Genomic DNA, 18,642 nt, shown 5'->3' with positions numbered 1-18,642 from the left:
CAGGAGGAGATTCTGAGCGAGACGGAGGCCGTCCTGTCCAGCTACCTCACCCACCTGGCGGTGGAGCGTGGTCTGGCGGCCAACACCCTGGCCTCCTATCGCCGTGATCTCGTCCGGTACGTGGAGTACCTGAGGCGCCGTGGCCGCGCCACCTTCCGGGAGGTGGCGCAGGACGACGTCGCCGCCTTCCTGACCGTGCTCAAGGAGGGCGACGACAAGCACCAGGCCCTCGTCGCCAGCTCGGCGGCGCGGGCCGTCTCCGCGGTGCGCGGCCTGCACCGGTTCGCGCTGAGCCGGGGCGTCTGCCCGCACGACCCGGCCCATGACGTGCGACCACCGCGCCAGCTCCGCAGGCAGCCCCGGGCGATCAGCGTCGACGAGGTGGAGCGCCTGATCGCCGCCTCCGGCCCCGACGGCGCTCCGCTGACGCTGCGCAACCGCGCGCTGCTGGAACTGCTGTACGGCACCGGCGCGCGGATCTCCGAGGCGGTGGGGCTCACCGTGGACGACGTCGACCTGACGGCCGGCGCCCAGCGGGTGCGGCTGCGCGGCAAGGGCGGACGCACCCGGCTGGTGCCTCTGGGCCGTTTCGCCAGGGACGCCATGGGCGCCTACCTGACCGGGGCCCGCCCGTGCATCGCCTCGCGGGGCCGGGGCGGGCCGGGGCTCTTCCTCAACGCCCGGGGCGGGCGGCTGACCCGCCAGGGGGCCTGGGAGGTTCTCCAGGCCGCCGCCGAGCGCGGCGGGCTGGAGGGCGTCTCGCCTCACATGTTGCGACATTCGTTCGCAACGCACCTCCTGGACGGGGGTGCGGACGTTAGGGTGGTTCAGGAACTGCTCGGCCACGCCTCGGTGACCACCACCCAGGTGTACACCCAGGTCACGGTCGACGAGCTCCGCGAGGCCTGTGTCGCCGCGCGCCCGCGCACGCGGCATTGACCTTACTTGTGTCCGGGCGTGCCGCCTTGCCGCATACGTGTTGACGCCATAGTGTCCGTCCGGACGGTCCGGTTCGAGGCCGTCAGGGAGGTTCGACTGGTGACTGTGACCACCGACGGTTCTATCCGGGGAACGACCCCCGCAAACCCCGAGAATCCCTGGGGTGACACCAAGACCGCCGGGGCCCCTCACAGTGGGGGTGTCCTCGGCCCGACCGGGCGGCCTCGCCCGGTCTTCCCCGACCCGCCCCCCCGGACCGTGCACGGGCCGGCGCGGGTCGTCGCCATGGTCAACCAGAAGGGCGGCGTCGGCAAGACGACCACCACCATCAACCTCGGCGCCGCGCTGGCGGAGGCCGGGTTGAAGGTCCTGCTGGTCGACTTCGACCCCCAGGGCGCTCTCTCGGTGGGCCTCGGGATCAACCCTCTCCAGCTCGACCTGACGGTCTACAACCTCCTCATGGAGCGGCAGATCACCGCCAGGGACGTCCTGCTGGAGACCGGCGTCGAGGGCATGGACCTGCTGCCCAGCAACATCGACCTTTCGGCGGCCGAGGTCCAGCTCGTCACCGAGGTCGCCCGCGAGCAGGTGCTGGGGAGGGTGATCAAACCCCTGCTACCCGAGTACGACGTGTGCCTGATCGACTGCCAGCCCTCCCTGGGGCTGCTCACGATCAACGCCCTGGCCTGTGCCCACGGCGTCATGGTCCCCCTGGAGTGCGAGTTCTTCGCGCTGCGCGGCGTCGCGCTGCTCATGGACACGATCATCAAGGTCCAGGAGCGCATCAACGACGAGCTGGTCATCGAGGGTCTTCTCGCCACAATGTACGACGCCCGCACCTTGCACGGCCGCGAGGTGCTGGCCCGGGTGGTGGAGGCGTTCGGCGACAAGGTCTTCCACACGGTGATCAACCGGACGGTCCGCTTCCCCGACGCGACCGTGGCCGGAGAGCCGATCACCAGCTTCGACTCCTCGTCGCTCGGCGCCAGCGCCTACCGCGAGCTCGCCCGCGAGGTCCTCGCCCGGTGGGCCGCGCTGGAGCGCTGACCGCGTCCGCCGGCGTGCCCGCCGACGCGCCTGCCGCGACCCGCGGATGCGGGACAATGGCGGGATGACCGAGACCGAGCAGCCGCAGGCCGCCGACGACACCTTCAAGGTGCACCTGGAGGTCTTCGAAGGTCCCTTCGACCTGCTGCTGGGTCTGATCTCCAAGCACAAGCTGGACATCACGGAGGTCTCCCTCAGTCAGGTCACCGACGAGTTCATCGCCTACATCCGGGCCAGAGGCCCGGAGTGGGACCTGGACCAGACGAGTCACTTCCTGCTCGTCGCGGCCACCCTTCTCGACCTGAAGGCCGCCCGGCTGCTGCCGTCCGGCGAGGTCGAGGACGAGGAGGACCTGGCTCTGCTGGAGGCGCGCGACCTGCTTTTCGCGCGTCTGTTGCAGTACCGGGCGTACAAGGAGGTCGTGAAGGTCTTCTCCACGCGGATGGCCGAGGAGGCCCTGCGGTTCCCCCGGTCGGTGCCGATGGAGGCCCCGTTCGCCGACCTGCTTCCCGAACTCGTCCTGGGCATCGGCCCGGAGCGCCTGGCGGAGATCGCCCGGCGGGCGTTCACCCCCAAGGCGCCGCCCTCGGTCTCGGTGGCCCACATCTACCAACCGCTCGCCAATGTCCGCGAGCAGGCGGCTATCCTTGTCGAGCGGCTGCGGCGCCTGCGCCGGGCGACCTTCCGGGCCCTCACCTCCGACTGCTCCGGCACCTTCGAGGTCGTCGCGCGTTTCCTGGCCGTCCTGGAGCTCTACCGGGAGGCGGCCGTCTCCTTCGAACAGGTCGAGGCCCTCGGGGAGCTGCACGTGACCTGGACCGGAAGCGACGACGGTGACGTCACCGTCGCCGATGACTACGACGAGAGCCCGAAGAGGAAAGAGCCCGCCGATGACTGACGTGGCACCCGAGCCGGACCTGCGTGCCGGGCTGGAGGCCATCCTCATGGTGGTCGACGAGCCGGTCGCCGAGGTGACCCTCGCGCAGGTGCTGGAGCGGCCCACCCAGGAGGTGGCCAGGGTGCTGCGGGAGCTGTCCGCGGAATACACCGGCGCCGGACGGGGTTTCGATCTGAGAGAGGTCGCCGGCGGCTGGCGGTTCTACACGCGGCCCGAGTGCGCGCCTCTCGTGGAGCGGTTCGTCCGCGACGGCCAGCAGGCACGGCTCACCCAGGCCGCGCTGGAGACGCTGGCCGTGGTCGCCTACCGGCAACCGGTCAGCCGGGCCCGGGTCGCGGCCATCCGCGGCGTCAACAGCGACAGTGTCATGCGCACGCTGGTGACCAGGGGGCTGGTCGAGGAGGCCGGCACCGAACCGGAGAGCCAGGCCGTCCTGTACCGGACGACCCCCTACTTCCTTGAGCGGATGGGCCTACGGGATCTCGACGAGCTTCCCGAACTGGCACCGTTCCTGCCCGACGACATGGAATCCCTAGAGGAGCAGAAGCAGTGAACAACAGGCGCAGCACCCCGTCCGGTGATGGACGCGGTCGAGGCCGTGGCGGAGCCCCGCGCGGCGGCGACCCCCGAGGGAGCGGTGGCTCCAGGGGGGCCTCGCAGTCCGGCGGCTCCCGGGGCGGTTTCCGTTCCGATGGTCCGCGTCGTGATGAGCGGGGTGGTTTCCGTTCCGACGGTCCGCGTCGTGATGAGCGGGGCGGTTTCCGTTCCGACGGTCCGCGTCGTGATGAGCGGGGCGGTTTCCGTTCCGACGGTCCGCGTCGTGACGACCGCGGCGGCTTCCGCGCCGACCGTGACGGCTCGCGCGACCGGTACGACCGCCCCGCGGGCGGCCCCCGCGGAGCTCTCCGGTCCGGTTCCGGACGTCGCGACGACCGTGACGACTTCCGGCCGCGTCAGAGCGAGCGTGACGACTCCCGGGCCGGTTTCTCCGGTCGCGGCGGACGCGACCGGTCCGGCGACGCTTTCCCGCGGGGTGACGAGCGGGATGCTCTCCGCTCCGAGCGCGGTGGTTCGCGGAGCCGGTACGGGCGCCCGGAGGGCGGTTCCCGGCCCGACGGTCCGCGCCGCGACGACCGCGGCGGGTTCCGCGACGACCGGGGAGGATTCCGCGCCGACCGTGACGGGTTGACGTCCGGCTCCTCAGGCGAGGGCGAGCGCGGTGGGTTCCGCAGTGAGCGCGGCGGGTTCCGGCCGGAGCGCGACGGGCGCGGCCGACCGGCCGCCACCGGTCAGCGTGGCCGGTACGGCAGGACGACCGGTCGCCGTGACGAGGTCCAGACGATCGGCGGCGGCCGTGCCGACGCGTACGGCGAGCGTCGTGGCGCGGCGGGTCGCACCGGCGCCGCCAAGGCCGGGCAGCGTCCCGGCGCGGTCGACAACGACCGCTTCAAGACCTCCCGTCAGCCCCGGCGCGACTCCGCCTTCTACGACCGCGACTACACCGACGAGCGCGACACCACCGAGGTGCCGGACGGTGTCCGTCTGCAGAAGGTCCTCGCCCAGGCGGGCGTGGCCAGCCGCCGCGCCTGCGAGGAGATGATCGGTGAGGGCCGGGTGACGGTCGACGGTCAGGTGGTCCGCCGCTTCGGCGCGCGGGTCGACCCGGCCAAGCAGGTCATCCACGTCGACGGCAAGCGCCTGCCGACCATGCCCGACCTGGTCTACCTCGCCATCAACAAGCCGATCGGCGTCGTCAGCACCATGTCCGACCCGGAGGGCCGCCCCGCGCTGGCCGACTACGTGGCCGACCGCCCCGAGCGGCTGTTCCACGTCGGCCGCCTCGACACCGAGACCGAGGGCCTCATCCTGCTCACCAACGACGGCGAACTGGCCAACCGGCTCACCCACCCGAGCTACGGCGTGCAGAAGAAGTACTGGGCGAAGGTCCCCGGCAAGATCGAGCGGGACCTGGTCCGTCGCCTGAAGAAGGGCGTCGAGCTGGAAGACGGCATCGCCAAGGTCGACTCGTTCACCGTCGTCCAGGAGCACGGTCAGCAGGCGCTGGTGGAGATCGTGCTGCACGAGGGCCGTAAGCACATCGTCCGCCGGATGCTGGAGGAGGTCGGGCACCCCGTCATCGACCTGGCCCGCATCGAGTTCGGTCCGGTCAAGCTCGGCCGCCTCAAGCCGGGGACGGTCCGTGCGCTGACCTTGAAGGAAGTCGGTGACCTCTACTCCGCCGTCGGCCTGTAACCTTCCCTGATACGCGCGTTCAGGACACGCCGGGCCGCCCTCGCGGGGGCCCGGCGTGAGTCGATATGGAGGAACGAGGATGGTGCGGGCGATCCGCGGGGCGATCCAGGTCGAGGCGAACGACCGGGACGCGATCCTGTCCGGGGTGACCGAACTGGTCACCGAGGTGATGGGACGCAACAGGCTCACCACGGATGACGTGATCAGTGTGATCTTCACGGCGACGCCCGACCTCACCGCGGAGTTCCCCGCTCTGGCGGCCCGCAAGCTCGGTTTCCACGATGTCCCGTTGATCTGCGCGTCCGAGATCGACGTCCCGGGCGCGCTCCCGCGGGTGGTCCGGCTGATGGCCCATGTGGAGACCGACCGGCCGCGTCACGAGATCCAGCACGTCTACCTGCGGGGTGCGGTCGCCCTGCGAGTGGACATCGCCCAATGATCGTCATACCGGCGCACGGTCGGGGAACACCCGTGAGTGAGCGAGCCGGTGGTGGCGTCGCGCGGACACTGCTGGTGGGGGAGCTGTGAGCGAGCGGAGCGAGCGAGCCGGTGGGTGCAGTAGCGTCGCGCGAGCGCTGCCGACGGAGGAGGCGGCGTGAGCGTCCTTGGGAGTGTCCTCGTCGTCGGCACGGGCCTGATCGGCACCTCGGTGGCCCTGGCCCTGCGTGAGCAGGACGTCACCGTCCACCTGGCCGACCGTGACGCGGGCGTGGTCCGGCTCGCCCGTGAGCTGGGCGCCGGTATCGAGTGGGCGGAGGGCGTGACCGTGGACATGGCGGTCATCGCGGTGCCTCCGCACGTGGTCGCCGACCAGCTCGCCGCGCTGCAGAAGGCCGGCGCGGCCCGCTTCTACACCGACGTGGCCAGCGTCAAGGCGCTCCCGCTCCGGCGGGCGGCGCACCTCGGCTGCGACCTGACGACCTACGTCGCCGGGCATCCGCTCGCCGGCCGTGAGCGGTCCGGTCCGGCGGCGGCGCGCGCCGACCTGTTCCTCGGCCGTCCCTGGGCGCTGTGCCCGACGCCGGAGACCTCCCCCGAGGCCCTGGAGGCGCTGCACGGGCTCGTCAAGCTCTGCGGGGGCGAGCCGGTGACCGTGGACGCGGCCGAACACGACAGGGCCGTGGCGGTCGTCTCGCACGCCCCGCATGTGACCGCCTCGGCGGTGGCCGCCCGGCTGGCAGACGCGCCCGGTGTCGCGCTCAGCCTGTCCGGGCAGGGGGTGCGTGACGTCACCCGCATCGCCGCGGGCGATCCCGCTCTGTGGACCGGGATCCTGGCGGGCAACGCGCTGCCGGTGGCCGAGGTGCTGGAGGCGGTGGCGGACGATCTGGCCGCCGTGGCCGCGTCGCTCCGCGCCGTGGCCGACGCCCGCACCGGGCCGGCCGGCATGGCGCGGGTCACCGAGTTGCTGCATCGCGGTGTCGAGGGCACCGGGAGGATTCCCGGCAAGCACGGCGGTCCCGCCAGGGCCTACGCGATCGTTCAGGTGATCATCGGTGACCGTCCCGGTGAGCTGGCCCGGTTGTTCCGGGTGGCCGACGAGGTGGGCGTCAACATCGAGGACGTCCGCCTGGAGCACGCCCCCGGGCTGCCGCTGGGTGCCGCCGACCTCTCGGTGCAGCCCGAAGCGGCGGAGGTGCTCTCCGCGGCGCTGCGGGAACGCGGCTGGCACCTGCCGTAGGGACGCGCGACGGCTCGATGCGCGCTTCCCGGCCCGGTCCCGGTAGCCTCGTACGGACAACTGAACCGGGCTGCAAGGGAGAGGCGTCGTGACCGGACTGGTCGTCGCCATGGACGGTCCTTCGGGATCGGGCAAGTCGAGTGCGTCGCGCGGGGTCGCGCGGGCGTTGGGGCTGCGCTACCTCGACACCGGGGCGATGTACAGGGCGATCACGTGGTGGATGCTCCAGCAGGGTGTGGACCTGACCGATCCGGGGGCGGTCGCCGCCCAGGCGCTCCAGCCGGTCCTCACCATGGGCACCGACCCGGACGCCCCCGCGGTGGCGGTCGACGGCACCGACGTCGGCGGCCCCATCCGCACCGCGGAGGTCACCGCGGCCGTATCGGCGGTCAGCGCGGTCCCCGAGGTGCGCCGGCGGCTGGTGGCCGAGCAGCGTGAGATCATCGGTGCCGGGGGCATCGTCGTCGAGGGCCGCGACATCGGCACGGTGGTGGCGCCCGACGCACCGGTGAAGATCTTCCTGACCGCCAGCGCGGACGCCAGGGCGGTCCGCCGCACCGCGGAGCTCGCCGGCACCACGGTGGAGGCGCAGCGGGCCGCGATGGCCCGCCGCGACACCCTCGACTCGACGCGGAAGACCGACCCGCTCGCCAAGGCGGCGGACGCCGTCGAACTCGACTCCACGGCGCTGAACCTCGAAGAGGTCATCGCCGAGATACTGCGCGTTATTAAGGAAAAAGAGTGACCGGGGAATACGACGACGACAGCGGCTGGATCGATGCGGAGCTCGCCGATCCAGGTACCGACGACAGCTCCGAGCAGGCCGGTCCCGACACCGGCCCGCAGCCGGTCGTGGCCGTGGTGGGCCGCCCGAACGTGGGCAAGTCCACGCTGGTCAACCGGATCATCGGCCGCCGCGAGGCGGTCGTGGAGGACGTGCCGGGCGTGACCCGCGACCGGGTCACCTACGACGCCACCTGGCGCGGGCGCCGGTTCACGGTGGTCGACACCGGAGGCTGGGACCCCGACGCGACCGGCATGGCACTGAAGATCGCCGAGCAGGCGCAGGTCGCGGCCGAGCTGGCCGACGTGATCCTGTTCGTGGTCGACGCCGTGGTGGGGGTCACCGACGCCGACGAGATCGTCGGCCATGTGCTGCGCGGTTCCGGCAAGCCGGTGATCCTCGCCGCCAACAAGGTCGACAACCAGCAGATGGAGATGGAGGCCGCGGCCCTGTGGTCGCTGGGCCTGGGCGAGCCGCACCCCGTCTCCGCTCTGCACGGCCGTTCCAGCGGTGATCTGCTGGACGTGATCCTCGACAGACTGCCGGAGACCCCCGGGCAGCGGTTCGGCGTCGAGCGCGGCCCGCGCAGGATCGCCCTGGTCGGCAAGCCCAATGTGGGCAAGTCCTCGCTGCTGAACAAGCTCGTGGGGGAGGAGCGGGTCCTCGTCGACCCGATGGCGGGCACCACCCGCGACCCGGTCGACGAGCTGGTCGAGCTCGGCGGCAAGGTGTGGCGTTTCGTCGACACCGCGGGCATCCGCCGGCGTGACCGCGAGCTCAAGGGCGCCGACTTCTACGCGAGCATGCGCACTCGGGGGGCCCTTGAGCGTTCCGAGGTGGCCGTGGTGCTCATCGACGCCGAGCAGGTGCTGACCGAGCAGGACCTGCGCATCATCTCGCTGGTGATCGAGTCCGGCCGGGCCATGGTCGTGGCGTTCAACAAGTGGGACCTCCTCGACGAGGACCGCCGCTACTACCTGGAGAAGGAGATCGACCGCCAGCTCGTCCGCGTGCCATGGGCGCTGCGGGTCAACATCTCCGCCAAGACCGGCTGGCATGTCGACAGGCTCGTCCCGGCCATCGAGAAGGCCCTCGACTCGTGGTCCACCCGGGTGCCGACGGCCCGCCTCAACGCCTTCCTCAGCGACCTGGTCGCGGCCACCCCGCCCCCGGTCCGCGGCGGCAAGCAGCCCAAGATCCTCTTCGCCACCCAGGCGTCGACGGAGCCGCCGAAGTTCGTGCTGTTCACCTCGGGTTTCCTGGAGGAGACCTACCGCCGCTTCATCGAGCGCCGTATCCGCGAGGAGTTCGGCTTCGCCGGCTCACCGATCGAGGTCACGATGAAGATCCGGGAGAAGCGGCAGTCCCAGACGCAGAAGAAGAAGTAACGCCTTGCGGGCGTTCCCTCCGAGGGATCCCCCGGAGGGAACGGTCCTCACGAACGGCCCGGCCCACGCCGGGCCGTTCGCCGTTTTCCCGGCGTTCTTCCCGGACCGCCCGCTGTCTCCCCGGATCGTCAGTTCCTCGCAGATCACCCGCTGTCTCCGCGCGGTGTCCGCCCTTCCCGGATCGACCTTCTTCCGTATCGTCTGCCCTTCCTGGATCACCCGCTTTTCCCCGGTTCGGTTGGCTTTCCTCGTGCCCGGCCCTCCCTGTCCGGACTTTTCCCCACGCCCACATGGTCTCCGGTGGATCGTCCGCGACACGAGCTCGATCACAGAGGGCAACTGTTCGATACGCTCCGTGATTCGTGCTACGAAGATCAGGTTGATCTCTCAAGCGCCCGAGGAGGCCTGATGAAACTCGTCAACGCTGGTCGTGCCCTGTCTCTCGCAGCCGTCTCGCTCATGTTCTCCGCCACCACGGTGTCGGTCGCGGACGCCGCCGCCGAACCGGCGGAGCGGTCGGGGGCGAGGTTCACCGCTACCCTGGTGGCCCGTCACAGCAACAAGTGTCTGGATGTGCAGGCCGTCAGCACGCAACAGGGGGCCAACGTCCACCAGTGGACGTGCATCGACGGCCAGCCCAACCAGCAGTGGCAGCTGGTGGCCACCAGCGGCGGCTACTACACGGTCCGGGCCGCGCACAGCGGCAAGTGCCTGGACGTCTCCGGGGTCAGCACGCGTGACGGCGCCAACGTGTACCAGTGGACCTGTCTGCCCAACCAGCGCAACCAGGAGTGGAAGCTCGTCCAGAGGGACAACGGCTACTTCACCGTGGTGGCCCGGCACAGCGGCAAGTGCCTGGACGTCTCCGGGGTCAGCACGAGCGACGGCGCCAACGTCCACCAGTGGACCTGCCTGCCCAACCAGCGCAACCAGGAGTGGCGTCTCGGCTGACGGCAGAGGAGCACCCCGCAGTGGTTCCGGCCGGATGACCGCAAGGTCTCCGGCCTGGAGCCACCGGTCCCGGCCGTGAGGCGTCCACCGCCGGAGACCCCGGCGACCGTGAGGACCGGGGCGGCACCGGTAGCACCGCGGAGCCTCAGCCGGCGTCCGGGCGGGAACGGCCTGGCAATGCCGCCGCGACCAGCACCCCCAACGCGCACAGGGCCGCGGTGATCAGGAAGATCTCGGTGTACTCGGTGTGCAGGGCGGCCCGGATGCGGGCCTCGTACCCGGCGAGCCGCTCGGCGTACACGGCAGGGTCGACGCCGAAGGGCAGCGGGGTGTCGAGGTCGGCGGTGAGCGACTGGAAGCGGTGGAACCCCCAGGCCGACAGTCCGGCGACGCCGAGCAGCATGCCCATCATCCGGGCCACGACCACCGCCGCCGAGGCCACACCGTGCTGGGCGGCGGGAGTGGCCCGCAGCACCGCGGAGGAGACCGGCGCGATCACCAGCCCGAGGCCCAGCCCGGCGACGACCAGGTCGGCGTCCACGCGGTAGCCGGCGGAGGCCAGGTCCAGCGGCCACTGGCCGATGCGCACGTAGCCGACCGTGGCCATCGCCAGCCCGATCACCGTCACGGCGCGCTCACCGTACCGGCGGGCCATGACCCCGCCGACCAGCGCGGCCACCGACAGTGCGACGAGGAAACGCGACAGCACCAGCGCACCGGCCAGGGTGTCCAGCCCGAGCAGCGTCTGCGCCGCCAGTTGCACGTCGACGAGGGTGACCAGCAGCGCCGCACCGGTCAGGAAACTCACCGCGAGGGTGGCGAAGAACGGGCCGCGCAGGACCCCCGCCATGTCGACGAGCCGGGTCGCGGAACGGGTCTCCCAGACGACGAAGGCGACCCCGGCCACGGCACCGGCGACGACCGCGGGCGGACCCCAGGGCGGCAGGACCGACTCGCCCGGATCCGGGTTGTACAGGCCCGCCACGAGCAGGCCCAGCGCGAGCGCCAGCAACAGCCCGCCGACCACGTCGACGCGGGCGGCGTGGTCGGCGCGACCACCGCGGGCCCGGTCGCGGCCGGGCGGCGGCACGGACCGTTGCACGGCGAACGCGGCCAGGGCGACCAGCGGGACGTTCAGCCAGAAGATGGACCGCCAGCCGCCGAGCTGGACACCCCCCACCTGGAGCGCGGGCGGGACCAGGGCGGTCAGGGCCGCGCCGTACAGCGGGCCGAGCACGCTGCCCAGCTCCTGGGCCGACCCGACGGCGCCCAGCGCCACCGGGCGTTCGTCCTCGTCCCACAGGTCGCCGATCAACGCCATGGTGATCGGCAGCAGCGCACCGCCGGCGACGCCCTGGAGAGCGCGGCCCGCCACCAGCCAGGCGACGCTGTCACCCAGCGCGGTGACGACCGACCCGGCGGCGAAGCCCGCCAGGCAGAGCTGGATGAGCGGCCGCCTGCCGTACCGGTCGGAGAGCTGGCCCAGCAGCGGCATCGCCGCGATGTAGCCGAGCAGGAAGCCGGTGACGATCGGGGTGGCCCGCTCCAGGTGGTTCAGCGGGACGTCGACGTCCTTGGCGACGTCGACGAGGACGGTGACCACGACGTAGGCGTCCAGGGCCGCCAGCAGCACCGCGGTGCCGCCGACGCCGAGGACGATCCGCCGCCGGGCACCGGTGCCGCCGTCGAGGGCGGGGCGGGTCACCGTCACTCCGCCGGCGCGGTCACCTGGACCGGCACGTCGTAGTCGCTGAAGGAGACCAGCACCTTGCCGCCGGTCAACGGCAGGTCCGCCTTCAGCAGGCGGTTCGTGGCCTTGTCGATCCAGAGCTTGCCGGTGACGTCCTGGCCGAGGCCGGGCACCATCGTCGCGAGCACCTGCCGGGAGAGGGTGGCCGAGACCCGGTAGGCGTCGACGCCACCGACCTTCTCCGCCGCCTCCGCCTTCGGATCCAGCGCGTTCGTCAGCAGCTGCACCACCCCCCGGTCCGGATTGAGGATGACGGACGGGTCGTAGATGGCGGCCAGCTGGCTGCGGGTCATCTTCTGGAACCCCCCGGTGACGCCCTTGAAGTGCACGGTGTCACCGATCAGCACGAAGCTGATCTCCTGAAGGTTGCCGAGCACGTCGACCTGGATGGTGCCGTCGCCGTCACCGGTCTCGTTCAGGCGGCCGTCGGCCTTCTTGACCTGGACCGGAGGGGTGCCTTCCGTCTCCATCGAGAAGGCGGCGGATTTGACCGTCCGCATCGCCTCCGCGGCCTTCTTCACCAGCTCGGGACCGCTGGGCAGAGCCGCGCCCGGGTTGGAGGCTCCGTCGCCGCTGCACGCGGTGACCATGGAGAGGGCGGTGATCACCGCGGCGATGAAGATCCGGCGAGGGGACATGGGCGGATCGTAGCTACCGGTCGGTCTATTACCGGCGAAGTCGCGGTATCGGTTTCGCGTCGGAGCGCGTTTCCCTCAGCGCAGGCTTTTGAGGTGCTCCACCACGGGCGTGTAGGCCGTTTCCAGCTCTTGGAGCTGATCGTCGGTGAGCAGGTCGATGAAGTGCCGGCGGACGCTGGCCACGTGGTGCGGGGCGACCTTCTGGATGGTGGCCCAGCCGTGGTCGGTGAGGACGGCGAAGGTGCCGCGCCGGTCGTCGGCGCAGGTCTCCCGCACCACCAGACCGGCCGTCTCCATGCGGGAGATCTGGTGCGACAGGCGGCTGCGTGACTGGATCGTGGCGTCCGCGAGGTCGCTCATGCGCATGCGGTGGCCGGGGGTCTCCGACAGGTTCACCAGGATCTCGTAGTCGTTCACGGAGAGCCCGAAAGCCTGGAGCTCACGGTCGAGCCTGTGCTCCAGGAGCTTGTGCGCCGCCAGGTGTGTGCGCCATGCCCGCTGCTCCACTGACGACAACCAGCGGGGAGACCCGTCGTTCACCGCTTGCTCACCGCTTTCGCTCGTCGCGCGGGTGGAGGTGCTCCCCGGCCGGCCACTCCGCTCGCCGGGCGGGGCTTGCTTCAGGCTCATGGCTCAGAACTTACCCCAGAAGACGGCCGTCCCCCCGTGACAGGCCGTGCAGGCACGGCGACAGGTCGCCCCGGCCCCTCCCCGCCGTCAACGCAGCGCGGCCATCCACCCCTCGACCTCGTCCGGGTGGCGTGGCAGGCCGGACGACATGAGGCGGGCCCCGTCGGCGGTGATGACGAGGTCGTCCTCGATGCGCACGCCGATGCCGCGCAGCTCCGGGGGGAGGGTCAGGTCGTCGGGCTGCAGGTAGAGGCCGGGCTCGACGGTGAGCACCTGTCCTTCCTCCAGCACCCCGTCCAGGTAGGTCTCCGCCCGTGCGCGCGCGCAGTCGTGCACGTCGAGGCCGAGCATGTGGCCGCTGCTGCACAGGGTGTAGCGCCGGTACAGGCCGTTTCCGGGTTCCATCGCCTCGTCGACGCCGATCTTCAGCACACCCCAGTCGTGCAGGCCCTCCGCGATGACCCGCATGGCCGTGCGGTGGAAGTCACGGAAGCTGGCGCCAGGCCGCAGGGTGGCGATGGCCGCGTCCTGGGCCTCGTAGACCAGCTCGTAGACCTGCCGCTGGATCGGGGTGAACCGCCCGGACAGCGGCAGGGTCCTGGTGATGTCGGCGGTGTAGAGGTGGTCGGTCTCCACGCCGGCGTCGAGGAGCAGCAGCTCGTCCTCGTTCAGCCTTGCGTCGTTGCGGATCCAGTGCAGCACACACGCGTTGGCGCCGGAGGCCACGATGCTCTGGTACCCGACGGCGTTGCCCTCCAAGCGGGAACGCAGGCCGAAGACCCCCTCCAGGTAGCGCTCGCCGCGCCGGTGGCCGAGGGCGGCCGGCAGGGCCCGCACCACGTCCTCGAAGCCGCGGGTGGTCGCGTCGACCGCGAACTGCAGCTCGGCGATCTCCCACTCGTCCTTCACCAGTCGCATCTCGGAGAGGAACGACTCCAGCTCCGCGTCGCCGTCGTGGGGCGTGATCCGCGCGTCCACCGAGGCGTCGACCCCGCGCAGGACCCGCGCGGGCCCGCCGAGCACCCCGTCCAAGCGGTCGATCGGCGCGCAGTCGATCTGGTACAGCGTCTCGGCCTCGGCCAGGTCGGCGCGGCGGCCCACCCAGAACTCGCCGTAGCGGCGGTCGCGGTAGAACTCCTGCCCGGCCGTGCCGGGTGCGGAACGGGGTGAGCGCGGACGCAGGAACAGCGTGGCCTCGCCGGAGGGCTCGACGACCAGGACGTGGTCGGGTTCCTGGGCGCCGGTGAGGTAGGCGAACGCGCTGTGTGCCCGGAACCGGTAGTCGTCGTCGTTGCTGCGTGCCTTGAGCGTGCCGGACGGGATGACGAGCCGTTCGCCGGGGAAGCGGGCGGCGAGCGCGGTGCGGCGTTTGGCGGTGTAGGCGGCCTGGGGGAGGGGCGCCAGGTCGTCGCGGTGCGTGTCGGCCCAGCCGGTGCTCATGAACGCGGCGAGGGCGTCGGACACCGGAAGGTCGTGGCTGCCGGTGTTCAGTTTCTCGGTCATCGTGGTCCCGGGAACGATAGGTGCTTGTGGTATTTCACACGCTATCTCGGGGTGGTGCGGCTCGCATCCTCCGGACGCGGGCCGCACCTCGGACCGATGCTCAGCCGACCGGAACCTGGTACTCCTTGGCCAGGTCGGACGCGGCGGCCTCCTTGAAGATCACCGCGCCGCCCAGGGCGGCCTTGTCGGGTTTGGCGACGTAGGACAGCAGCGAGGCGGGCTTGTCGAACCGGGTGAAGTCCATCGTCGTGCCGAACTGCTCGCCCCACGCGGACTGGCTGCGGTGTGCGCCGACCACGCCGGCCCGGGTGAGGTCCTTGCCCTCGCAGGCCTTCTTGAGCGCGTCGACGACGATCGCCGCCGCCGCGTAGCCGGAGGAGACGCCGCTGTCGATGGGCGTGTCCGGGTATTTCGCCGCATAGTCGGCGGCCAGTTTCTTCATGGCGGGCCGGTCGGAGCTGATCGGGGCGCCGCCCGTCATGTAGTAGAAGTCCTTCAGCAGCGCGGGCCCGGCCGGGGTGGGCAGCAACTGCGGGGAGTAGGCGGAGTTGCTGCCGACGAACGGCACGTCCATGCCCTTGGCGAGGGAGACGCCGACGAGCGAGGCGGTCTGCTTGGGGCCGACCGAGACCAGCACGGCCTTGACGCCTTCGGCCTTGAAGGCGGCCACCTGAGCGCTCATGTCCTGGTCGGTGGCCTTGATCTTCTGCTCCACGATCTTCAGGCCGAGCTTCTCCGCGGCGTACTTGGAGCCGTTCAGCGCGCTCTCGCCGTAGTCGCCCTCGAAGTACAGGTGCCCGATCTTGTCCCCGGACTTGATCCCCTTCTCCTTGGCCAGGAAGTCCACCCCGTTGATCATGTCGATGTCGTAGGTGGTCGCGGTGACCTGGATGGGCTTGCTGCCGAGCAGTCCGGTCGCCCATGCCTGCGGGATGGTGAGCATCTGGTCGGTCTCGATGCGCTGCTTGATCGCGTTGACCATGGGCGACCCCACCACGTGGGCCAGCGCCACCACCTTGGGGCCGATCTCGGTGTAGGCGGCCACGGCCTTCTGCGCGTCGTACCCGTGGTCGCGCACCACGGCCTCCAGTTGCCGTCCGCACACGCCGCCGGCGGCGTTGGTCTGCTCGAAGTAGAGCTGCTGCGCCTGGGTGAGGCTCTTGCCGAAGGAGGCGTACGGGCCGGTGAGGTCGGTCATGAGACCGATGGAGATCTTGTCGGCGGTGACGCCGGGGCCGGTCTTCACGCCGTCCCCGCCGACGGCGGAGGGGTCGGCCGCGCCTCCGGTGGCCTTCTGGCTGGCGCATCCGGCCAGGGCCAGGGCCAGGACGGCGAACGCGGCGATCCGGCGGGCCGGATTTCGGGGGATCGACATGTCATCAGTTCCTTGCGTCGGGGGCGGGAGAGGGGGAGAGCGAGGCCGGGTGCCCGGCCGGGGAGGCGGCGCGGCGGGTGGTGGCCTGGCGGAGCCGGGCGGCGAGGCCGGCCAGCCCGCCGGGCAGGAAGAGGACGGTGACGACGACGGCGGCCCCGTACAGGAGCCGCGCGGCCTCGGCGGGCGTCACCCCGCCGGAGCCGGGCTCGGCCACCAGCGGCAGGGCGTCGCTGTAGCGGCTGAGCAACTGGGGCAGCATCGAGATGAAGACCGCTCCGGTCACCGCACCCGCGACCGAGCCGAGCCCGCCGATGACGATCATCGCCAGGTAGTCGAGAGAGAGCAGCAGGCCGAAGTAGTCCGGGACGGTGCGCTGGAAGACCAGGGCGATCAGGACCCCGGCCAGCCCGCCGTACATGGACGACAGCACGAACACCCCGGCCCGGTAGCGGGCCACGGGCACGCCCATCACCCCGGCGGCGATCTCGTGGTCGCGGATGGTGTTCATGGCCCGCCCGGGACGGCCTCGCAGCACCCCCCGGGCGAACAGCGCGGCACCGGCCAGCAGGGCGATCCCGAGGAACCACAGCCGTTCCAGCGCGCCGAACGGCACCTGGGCCACCACCAGCTCCGGGGAGTCGGCGAAGACGAACCCGAACAGCTCCATCGGTGGCACTGCCCGCCCGTTGTAGCCACCGGTCACCGGTTCGGCGTTGAACAGCACGTGCTGACCGAGGAAGATCAGCGCGAGGGTGGCGATGCCGAGGTAGGCGCCTTTCAGGCGCCCCGCGATGGGGCTGAACAGCCCGCCGGCCACGCCCGCGGCGAGCACCGCGAGCAGCGCCGCCAGGGGGGCGGGCAGGCCGAGGCCGCCCAGGCCGTGCGCGCCGCCTTCGGGCTCGGCGGCGAAGTAGACGTAGGAGTAGGCGCCGACGGCCAGGAAGAACGCGTGTCCCATGGACAGCTGGCCGGTCGCCCCGGTCAGCAGGTTGATGCCGATCGCCCCGATCGCCGCCGACATCGCGAACAGCCCGGCCTGCAGCCAGAAGCCCTCCAGGTAGAACGGCACCGCGACCGCGGCGACCAGGGCGGCGCAGCAGAGGATGACCTTCTTAGACACGTGCCAGCTCCCTCGTCCCGAACAGCCCCGCGGGGCGGATGAGCAGGACCACGATCATCACGAGGAACGGCGCGACGTCGCCGATGCCCCTGCCGAGGAAGGCCAGGTCGTTCTGGTAGCCGCTCATCATGGCCTCGACGACCCCGATGATCAGCCCGCCGGCCAGCGCTCCCGTGGTGGAGTCGAGCCCGCCGAGGATCGCCGCGGGGAACGCCTTCATCGCGGCGAAGGTCGTGCTGCGGTCCAGCCCGGGGGTGGGGAAGACGCACAGGAACAGGGCGGCCACGGCGGCGAGCGCCCCGGCGACCGCCCAGGCCCCCATGGAGACCCGTTCGCGCCGCACGCCCATCAGGGCGGCGGTCTCGGGGTCCTCCGCGGTGGCGCGCATGGCGACGCCCCAGCCGGTGTACTTGAACGCCAGCAGGAACGCGGCGATGAGGACCACCGCCACCGCCAGCGCGACCACGCGGGTCTGCGCGATGGCGACCGGTCCCAGGTGCAGCACCCGGTCGCGCCACGGGTCGCCCAGGGCGAGCACCTCGGTGCCTATCCGGCGGGTGAGCTCGGTCGTCAGCACGATGTCGACGCCGATCGTCACGATCGCGAGGACGCCGTGCGAGGAGACCTTCGCCCGCCGGATGACCAAGAACTCGATCAGCGCACCCACGACGGCCGCCGCGGCGACGCCCAGCGCCAGGGCCGCCCAGAAGCCGACGGACGGGTGAGCCCTGGCGACCACGTAGCCGCCGACCAGCAGCAGCGAGGCGTGCGCGAAGTTCACCACCTCGGTGGCCTTGAAGATGATGACGAAGCCGAGCGCGATCAGTGCGTAGACGGCTCCGACGGAGAGCCCGTTCGCCAGGAGCTCGAGGAAAGTGATCATGATGCGTTCTCCCGGGTGCCGTCCTCGGCCGCGGCGCCCAGGTAGGCGCGGACGACCTCGGGGTCGCGCTGGACCTCGCCGGGCGGCCCGCCGGCGATGCGCCGGCCGAAGTCCAGGACCGTCACGGTGTCGGCCAGGCGCATGACCATCCCCATGTCGTGCTCGACCAGCAGGATCGAGATGCCGAGGCTCTCCCGCACCGCGACGACGAGCTCGGCCATGTCGCGCCGCTCGCCGCCGTTCATGCCGGCCACGGGCTCGTCGAGCAGCAGCAGCCGCGGCTCCATGCACAGTGCCCGCGCCAGCTCCACCCGTTTCTGCACCCCGTACGGCAGCAGCCCGACGGGGGTGGCCAGCCGACCGGCGATTCCGACGAACGCCGCGATCTCGGCGACCCGCTCGCCGTGCGCGGCGGCCTCGCGCCGGGCGGACGGCAGCCGTAGCCCGGCCGCCAGGAACCCCGCCCGGGTCAGCCGGTGCCGGCCGAGCATCAGGTTGTCACGCACCGACAGGTGGGGGGAGAGGGCGATGTTCTGGAAGGTGCGCGCCACGCCGAGCGCGGCGATGCGGTGCGGGGCGAGGGCGGTCAGTTCCGCGTCGCCGAACCGTACGCTGCCCGCCGAGGCGCGGTAGACGCCCGACAGGACGTTGAAGCAGGTCGACTTGCCCGCCCCGTTGGGCCCGATCACCGCGTGCAGGCTGCCCGGTTCGACGGTGAAGCCGACCGCGTCCAGCGCGGTGAGGCCGGCGAAGCGCACGGTGACGTCCCGGACCTCCAGCCGGGGGACGGAGATGTCCATAC

The 18,642-nt window shown here is 71.5% G+C and carries 18 protein-coding genes; 10 read left to right on the top strand and 8 right to left on the bottom strand.

Annotated features, from left to right (window positions below; all coding sequences use genetic code 11):
• Positions 1-12: 12 nt before the first annotated feature.
• From F4562_RS06275 to F4562_RS06230, 10 genes are all read left to right on the top strand, one after another.
• Positions 13-939 carry a tyrosine recombinase gene (locus F4562_RS06275; RefSeq protein WP_184544138.1) on the top strand — a complete coding sequence of 309 codons (927 nt, stop codon included), beginning with the start codon at positions 13-15 and terminating at the stop codon, positions 937-939.
• A gap of 99 nt (positions 940-1,038) precedes the next feature.
• A complete protein-coding gene (locus F4562_RS06270; protein WP_184543905.1) occupies positions 1,039-1,986 on the top strand; it encodes a ParA family protein in 948 nt (315 codons plus the stop codon).
• A gap of 64 nt (positions 1,987-2,050) precedes the next feature.
• Entirely contained in the window at positions 2,051-2,884 is an 834-nt protein-coding gene (locus F4562_RS06265) for a segregation and condensation protein A (RefSeq protein ID WP_184543907.1), read from the top strand.
• Positions 2,877-3,437, top strand: coding sequence for an SMC-Scp complex subunit ScpB (gene scpB, locus F4562_RS06260; RefSeq protein WP_184543909.1), 561 nt, complete (start codon positions 2,877-2,879; stop codon positions 3,435-3,437). The genes F4562_RS06265 and scpB overlap by 8 nt, the downstream gene beginning before the upstream one ends.
• Before the next feature lie 632 nt (positions 3,438-4,069).
• Positions 4,070-5,137 (top strand): pseudouridine synthase, encoded by a 1,068-nt coding sequence (locus F4562_RS06255; protein WP_246473365.1) that lies wholly within the window; start codon positions 4,070-4,072, stop codon positions 5,135-5,137.
• Positions 5,138-5,216: 79 nt separating this feature from the next.
• Positions 5,217-5,576 carry a chorismate mutase gene (aroH, locus tag F4562_RS06250; RefSeq protein WP_184543913.1) on the top strand — a complete coding sequence of 120 codons (360 nt, stop codon included), beginning with the start codon at positions 5,217-5,219 and terminating at the stop codon, positions 5,574-5,576.
• A gap of 156 nt (positions 5,577-5,732) precedes the next feature.
• A complete protein-coding gene (locus F4562_RS06245) occupies positions 5,733-6,818 on the top strand; it encodes a prephenate dehydrogenase (protein WP_184543915.1) in 1,086 nt (361 codons plus the stop codon).
• Positions 6,819-6,927: 109 nt separating this feature from the next.
• A complete protein-coding gene (gene cmk, locus F4562_RS06240) occupies positions 6,928-7,563 on the top strand; it encodes a (d)CMP kinase (protein ID WP_184544146.1) in 636 nt (211 codons plus the stop codon).
• Positions 7,560-8,990, top strand: a complete 1,431-nt coding sequence (der, locus tag F4562_RS06235) for a ribosome biogenesis GTPase Der (protein ID WP_184543917.1) — start codon at positions 7,560-7,562, stop codon at positions 8,988-8,990. The genes cmk and der overlap by 4 nt, the downstream gene beginning before the upstream one ends.
• A 408-nt stretch (positions 8,991-9,398) precedes the next feature.
• Complete coding sequence (locus F4562_RS06230) at positions 9,399-9,941, top strand: RICIN domain-containing protein (RefSeq protein ID WP_221207381.1); 543 nt, start codon at positions 9,399-9,401, stop codon at positions 9,939-9,941.
• 145 nt (positions 9,942-10,086) lie between these two features.
• Here F4562_RS06230 and F4562_RS06225 read toward each other — a convergent pair whose 3' ends face one another.
• From F4562_RS06225 to F4562_RS06190, 8 genes are all read right to left on the bottom strand, one after another.
• Positions 10,087-11,646 (bottom strand): MFS transporter, encoded by a 1,560-nt coding sequence (locus F4562_RS06225; RefSeq protein WP_184543919.1) that lies wholly within the window; start codon positions 11,644-11,646, stop codon positions 10,087-10,089.
• 2 nt (positions 11,647-11,648) lie between these two features.
• Positions 11,649-12,329, bottom strand: coding sequence for an LppX_LprAFG lipoprotein (locus F4562_RS06220; protein ID WP_184543929.1), 681 nt, complete (start codon positions 12,327-12,329; stop codon positions 11,649-11,651).
• Positions 12,330-12,404: 75 nt separating this feature from the next.
• Complete coding sequence (locus F4562_RS06215) at positions 12,405-12,959, bottom strand: MarR family winged helix-turn-helix transcriptional regulator (protein ID WP_246473364.1); 555 nt, start codon at positions 12,957-12,959, stop codon at positions 12,405-12,407.
• Positions 12,960-13,046: 87 nt separating this feature from the next.
• Complete coding sequence (locus F4562_RS06210) at positions 13,047-14,462, bottom strand: aminopeptidase P family protein (RefSeq protein WP_184543931.1); 1,416 nt, start codon at positions 14,460-14,462, stop codon at positions 13,047-13,049.
• Positions 14,463-14,562: 100 nt separating this feature from the next.
• Positions 14,563-15,837, bottom strand: coding sequence for an ABC transporter substrate-binding protein (locus tag F4562_RS06205; protein ID WP_184543933.1), 1,275 nt, complete (start codon positions 15,835-15,837; stop codon positions 14,563-14,565).
• A gap of 4 nt (positions 15,838-15,841) precedes the next feature.
• Positions 15,842-16,957: a branched-chain amino acid ABC transporter permease gene (locus tag F4562_RS06200; protein WP_311734107.1), complete on the bottom strand. Its 1,116-nt coding sequence runs from the start codon at positions 16,955-16,957 to the stop codon at positions 15,842-15,844.
• Entirely contained in the window at positions 16,950-17,840 is an 891-nt protein-coding gene (locus F4562_RS06195) for a branched-chain amino acid ABC transporter permease (RefSeq protein WP_184543935.1), read from the bottom strand. The genes F4562_RS06200 and F4562_RS06195 overlap by 8 nt, the downstream gene beginning before the upstream one ends.
• Positions 17,837-18,640 carry an ABC transporter ATP-binding protein gene (locus F4562_RS06190; protein ID WP_184544154.1) on the bottom strand — a complete coding sequence of 268 codons (804 nt, stop codon included), beginning with the start codon at positions 18,638-18,640 and terminating at the stop codon, positions 17,837-17,839. The genes F4562_RS06195 and F4562_RS06190 overlap by 4 nt, the downstream gene beginning before the upstream one ends.
• Between the last annotated feature and the right edge of the window lie 2 nt (positions 18,641-18,642).

The organism is Streptosporangium becharense (assembly GCF_014204985.1).
GTDB lineage: Bacteria > Actinomycetota > Actinomycetes > Streptosporangiales > Streptosporangiaceae > Streptosporangium > Streptosporangium becharense.
This window is presented reverse-complemented; position numbering and strand designations above follow the sequence as displayed.

What these genes read in the sequence shown, in the direction of transcription:
- F4562_RS06265 (WP_184543907.1), top strand. Translation starts at nt 2,051, where the DNA reads ATGACCGAGACCGAGCAGCCGCAGGCCGCCGACGACACCTTCAAGGTG.
- scpB (WP_184543909.1), top strand. Translation starts at nt 2,877, where the DNA reads ATGACTGACGTGGCACCCGAGCCGGACCTGCGTGCCGGGCTGGAGGCC.
- aroH (WP_184543913.1), top strand. Translation starts at nt 5,217, where the DNA reads ATGGTGCGGGCGATCCGCGGGGCGATCCAGGTCGAGGCGAACGACCGG.
- cmk (WP_184544146.1), top strand. Translation starts at nt 6,928, where the DNA reads ATGGACGGTCCTTCGGGATCGGGCAAGTCGAGTGCGTCGCGCGGGGTC.
- F4562_RS06230 (WP_221207381.1), top strand. Translation starts at nt 9,399, where the DNA reads ATGAAACTCGTCAACGCTGGTCGTGCCCTGTCTCTCGCAGCCGTCTCG.
- F4562_RS06220 (WP_184543929.1), bottom strand. Translation starts at nt 12,329, where the DNA reads ATGTCCCCTCGCCGGATCTTCATCGCCGCGGTGATCACCGCCCTCTCC.
- F4562_RS06215 (WP_246473364.1), bottom strand. Translation starts at nt 12,959, where the DNA reads ATGAGCCTGAAGCAAGCCCCGCCCGGCGAGCGGAGTGGCCGGCCGGGG.
- F4562_RS06210 (WP_184543931.1), bottom strand. Translation starts at nt 14,462, where the DNA reads ATGACCGAGAAACTGAACACCGGCAGCCACGACCTTCCGGTGTCCGAC.
- F4562_RS06205 (WP_184543933.1), bottom strand. Translation starts at nt 15,837, where the DNA reads ATGTCGATCCCCCGAAATCCGGCCCGCCGGATCGCCGCGTTCGCCGTC.
- F4562_RS06195 (WP_184543935.1), bottom strand. Translation starts at nt 17,840, where the DNA reads ATGATCACTTTCCTCGAGCTCCTGGCGAACGGGCTCTCCGTCGGAGCC.
- F4562_RS06190 (WP_184544154.1), bottom strand. Translation starts at nt 18,640, where the DNA reads ATGGACATCTCCGTCCCCCGGCTGGAGGTCCGGGACGTCACCGTGCGC.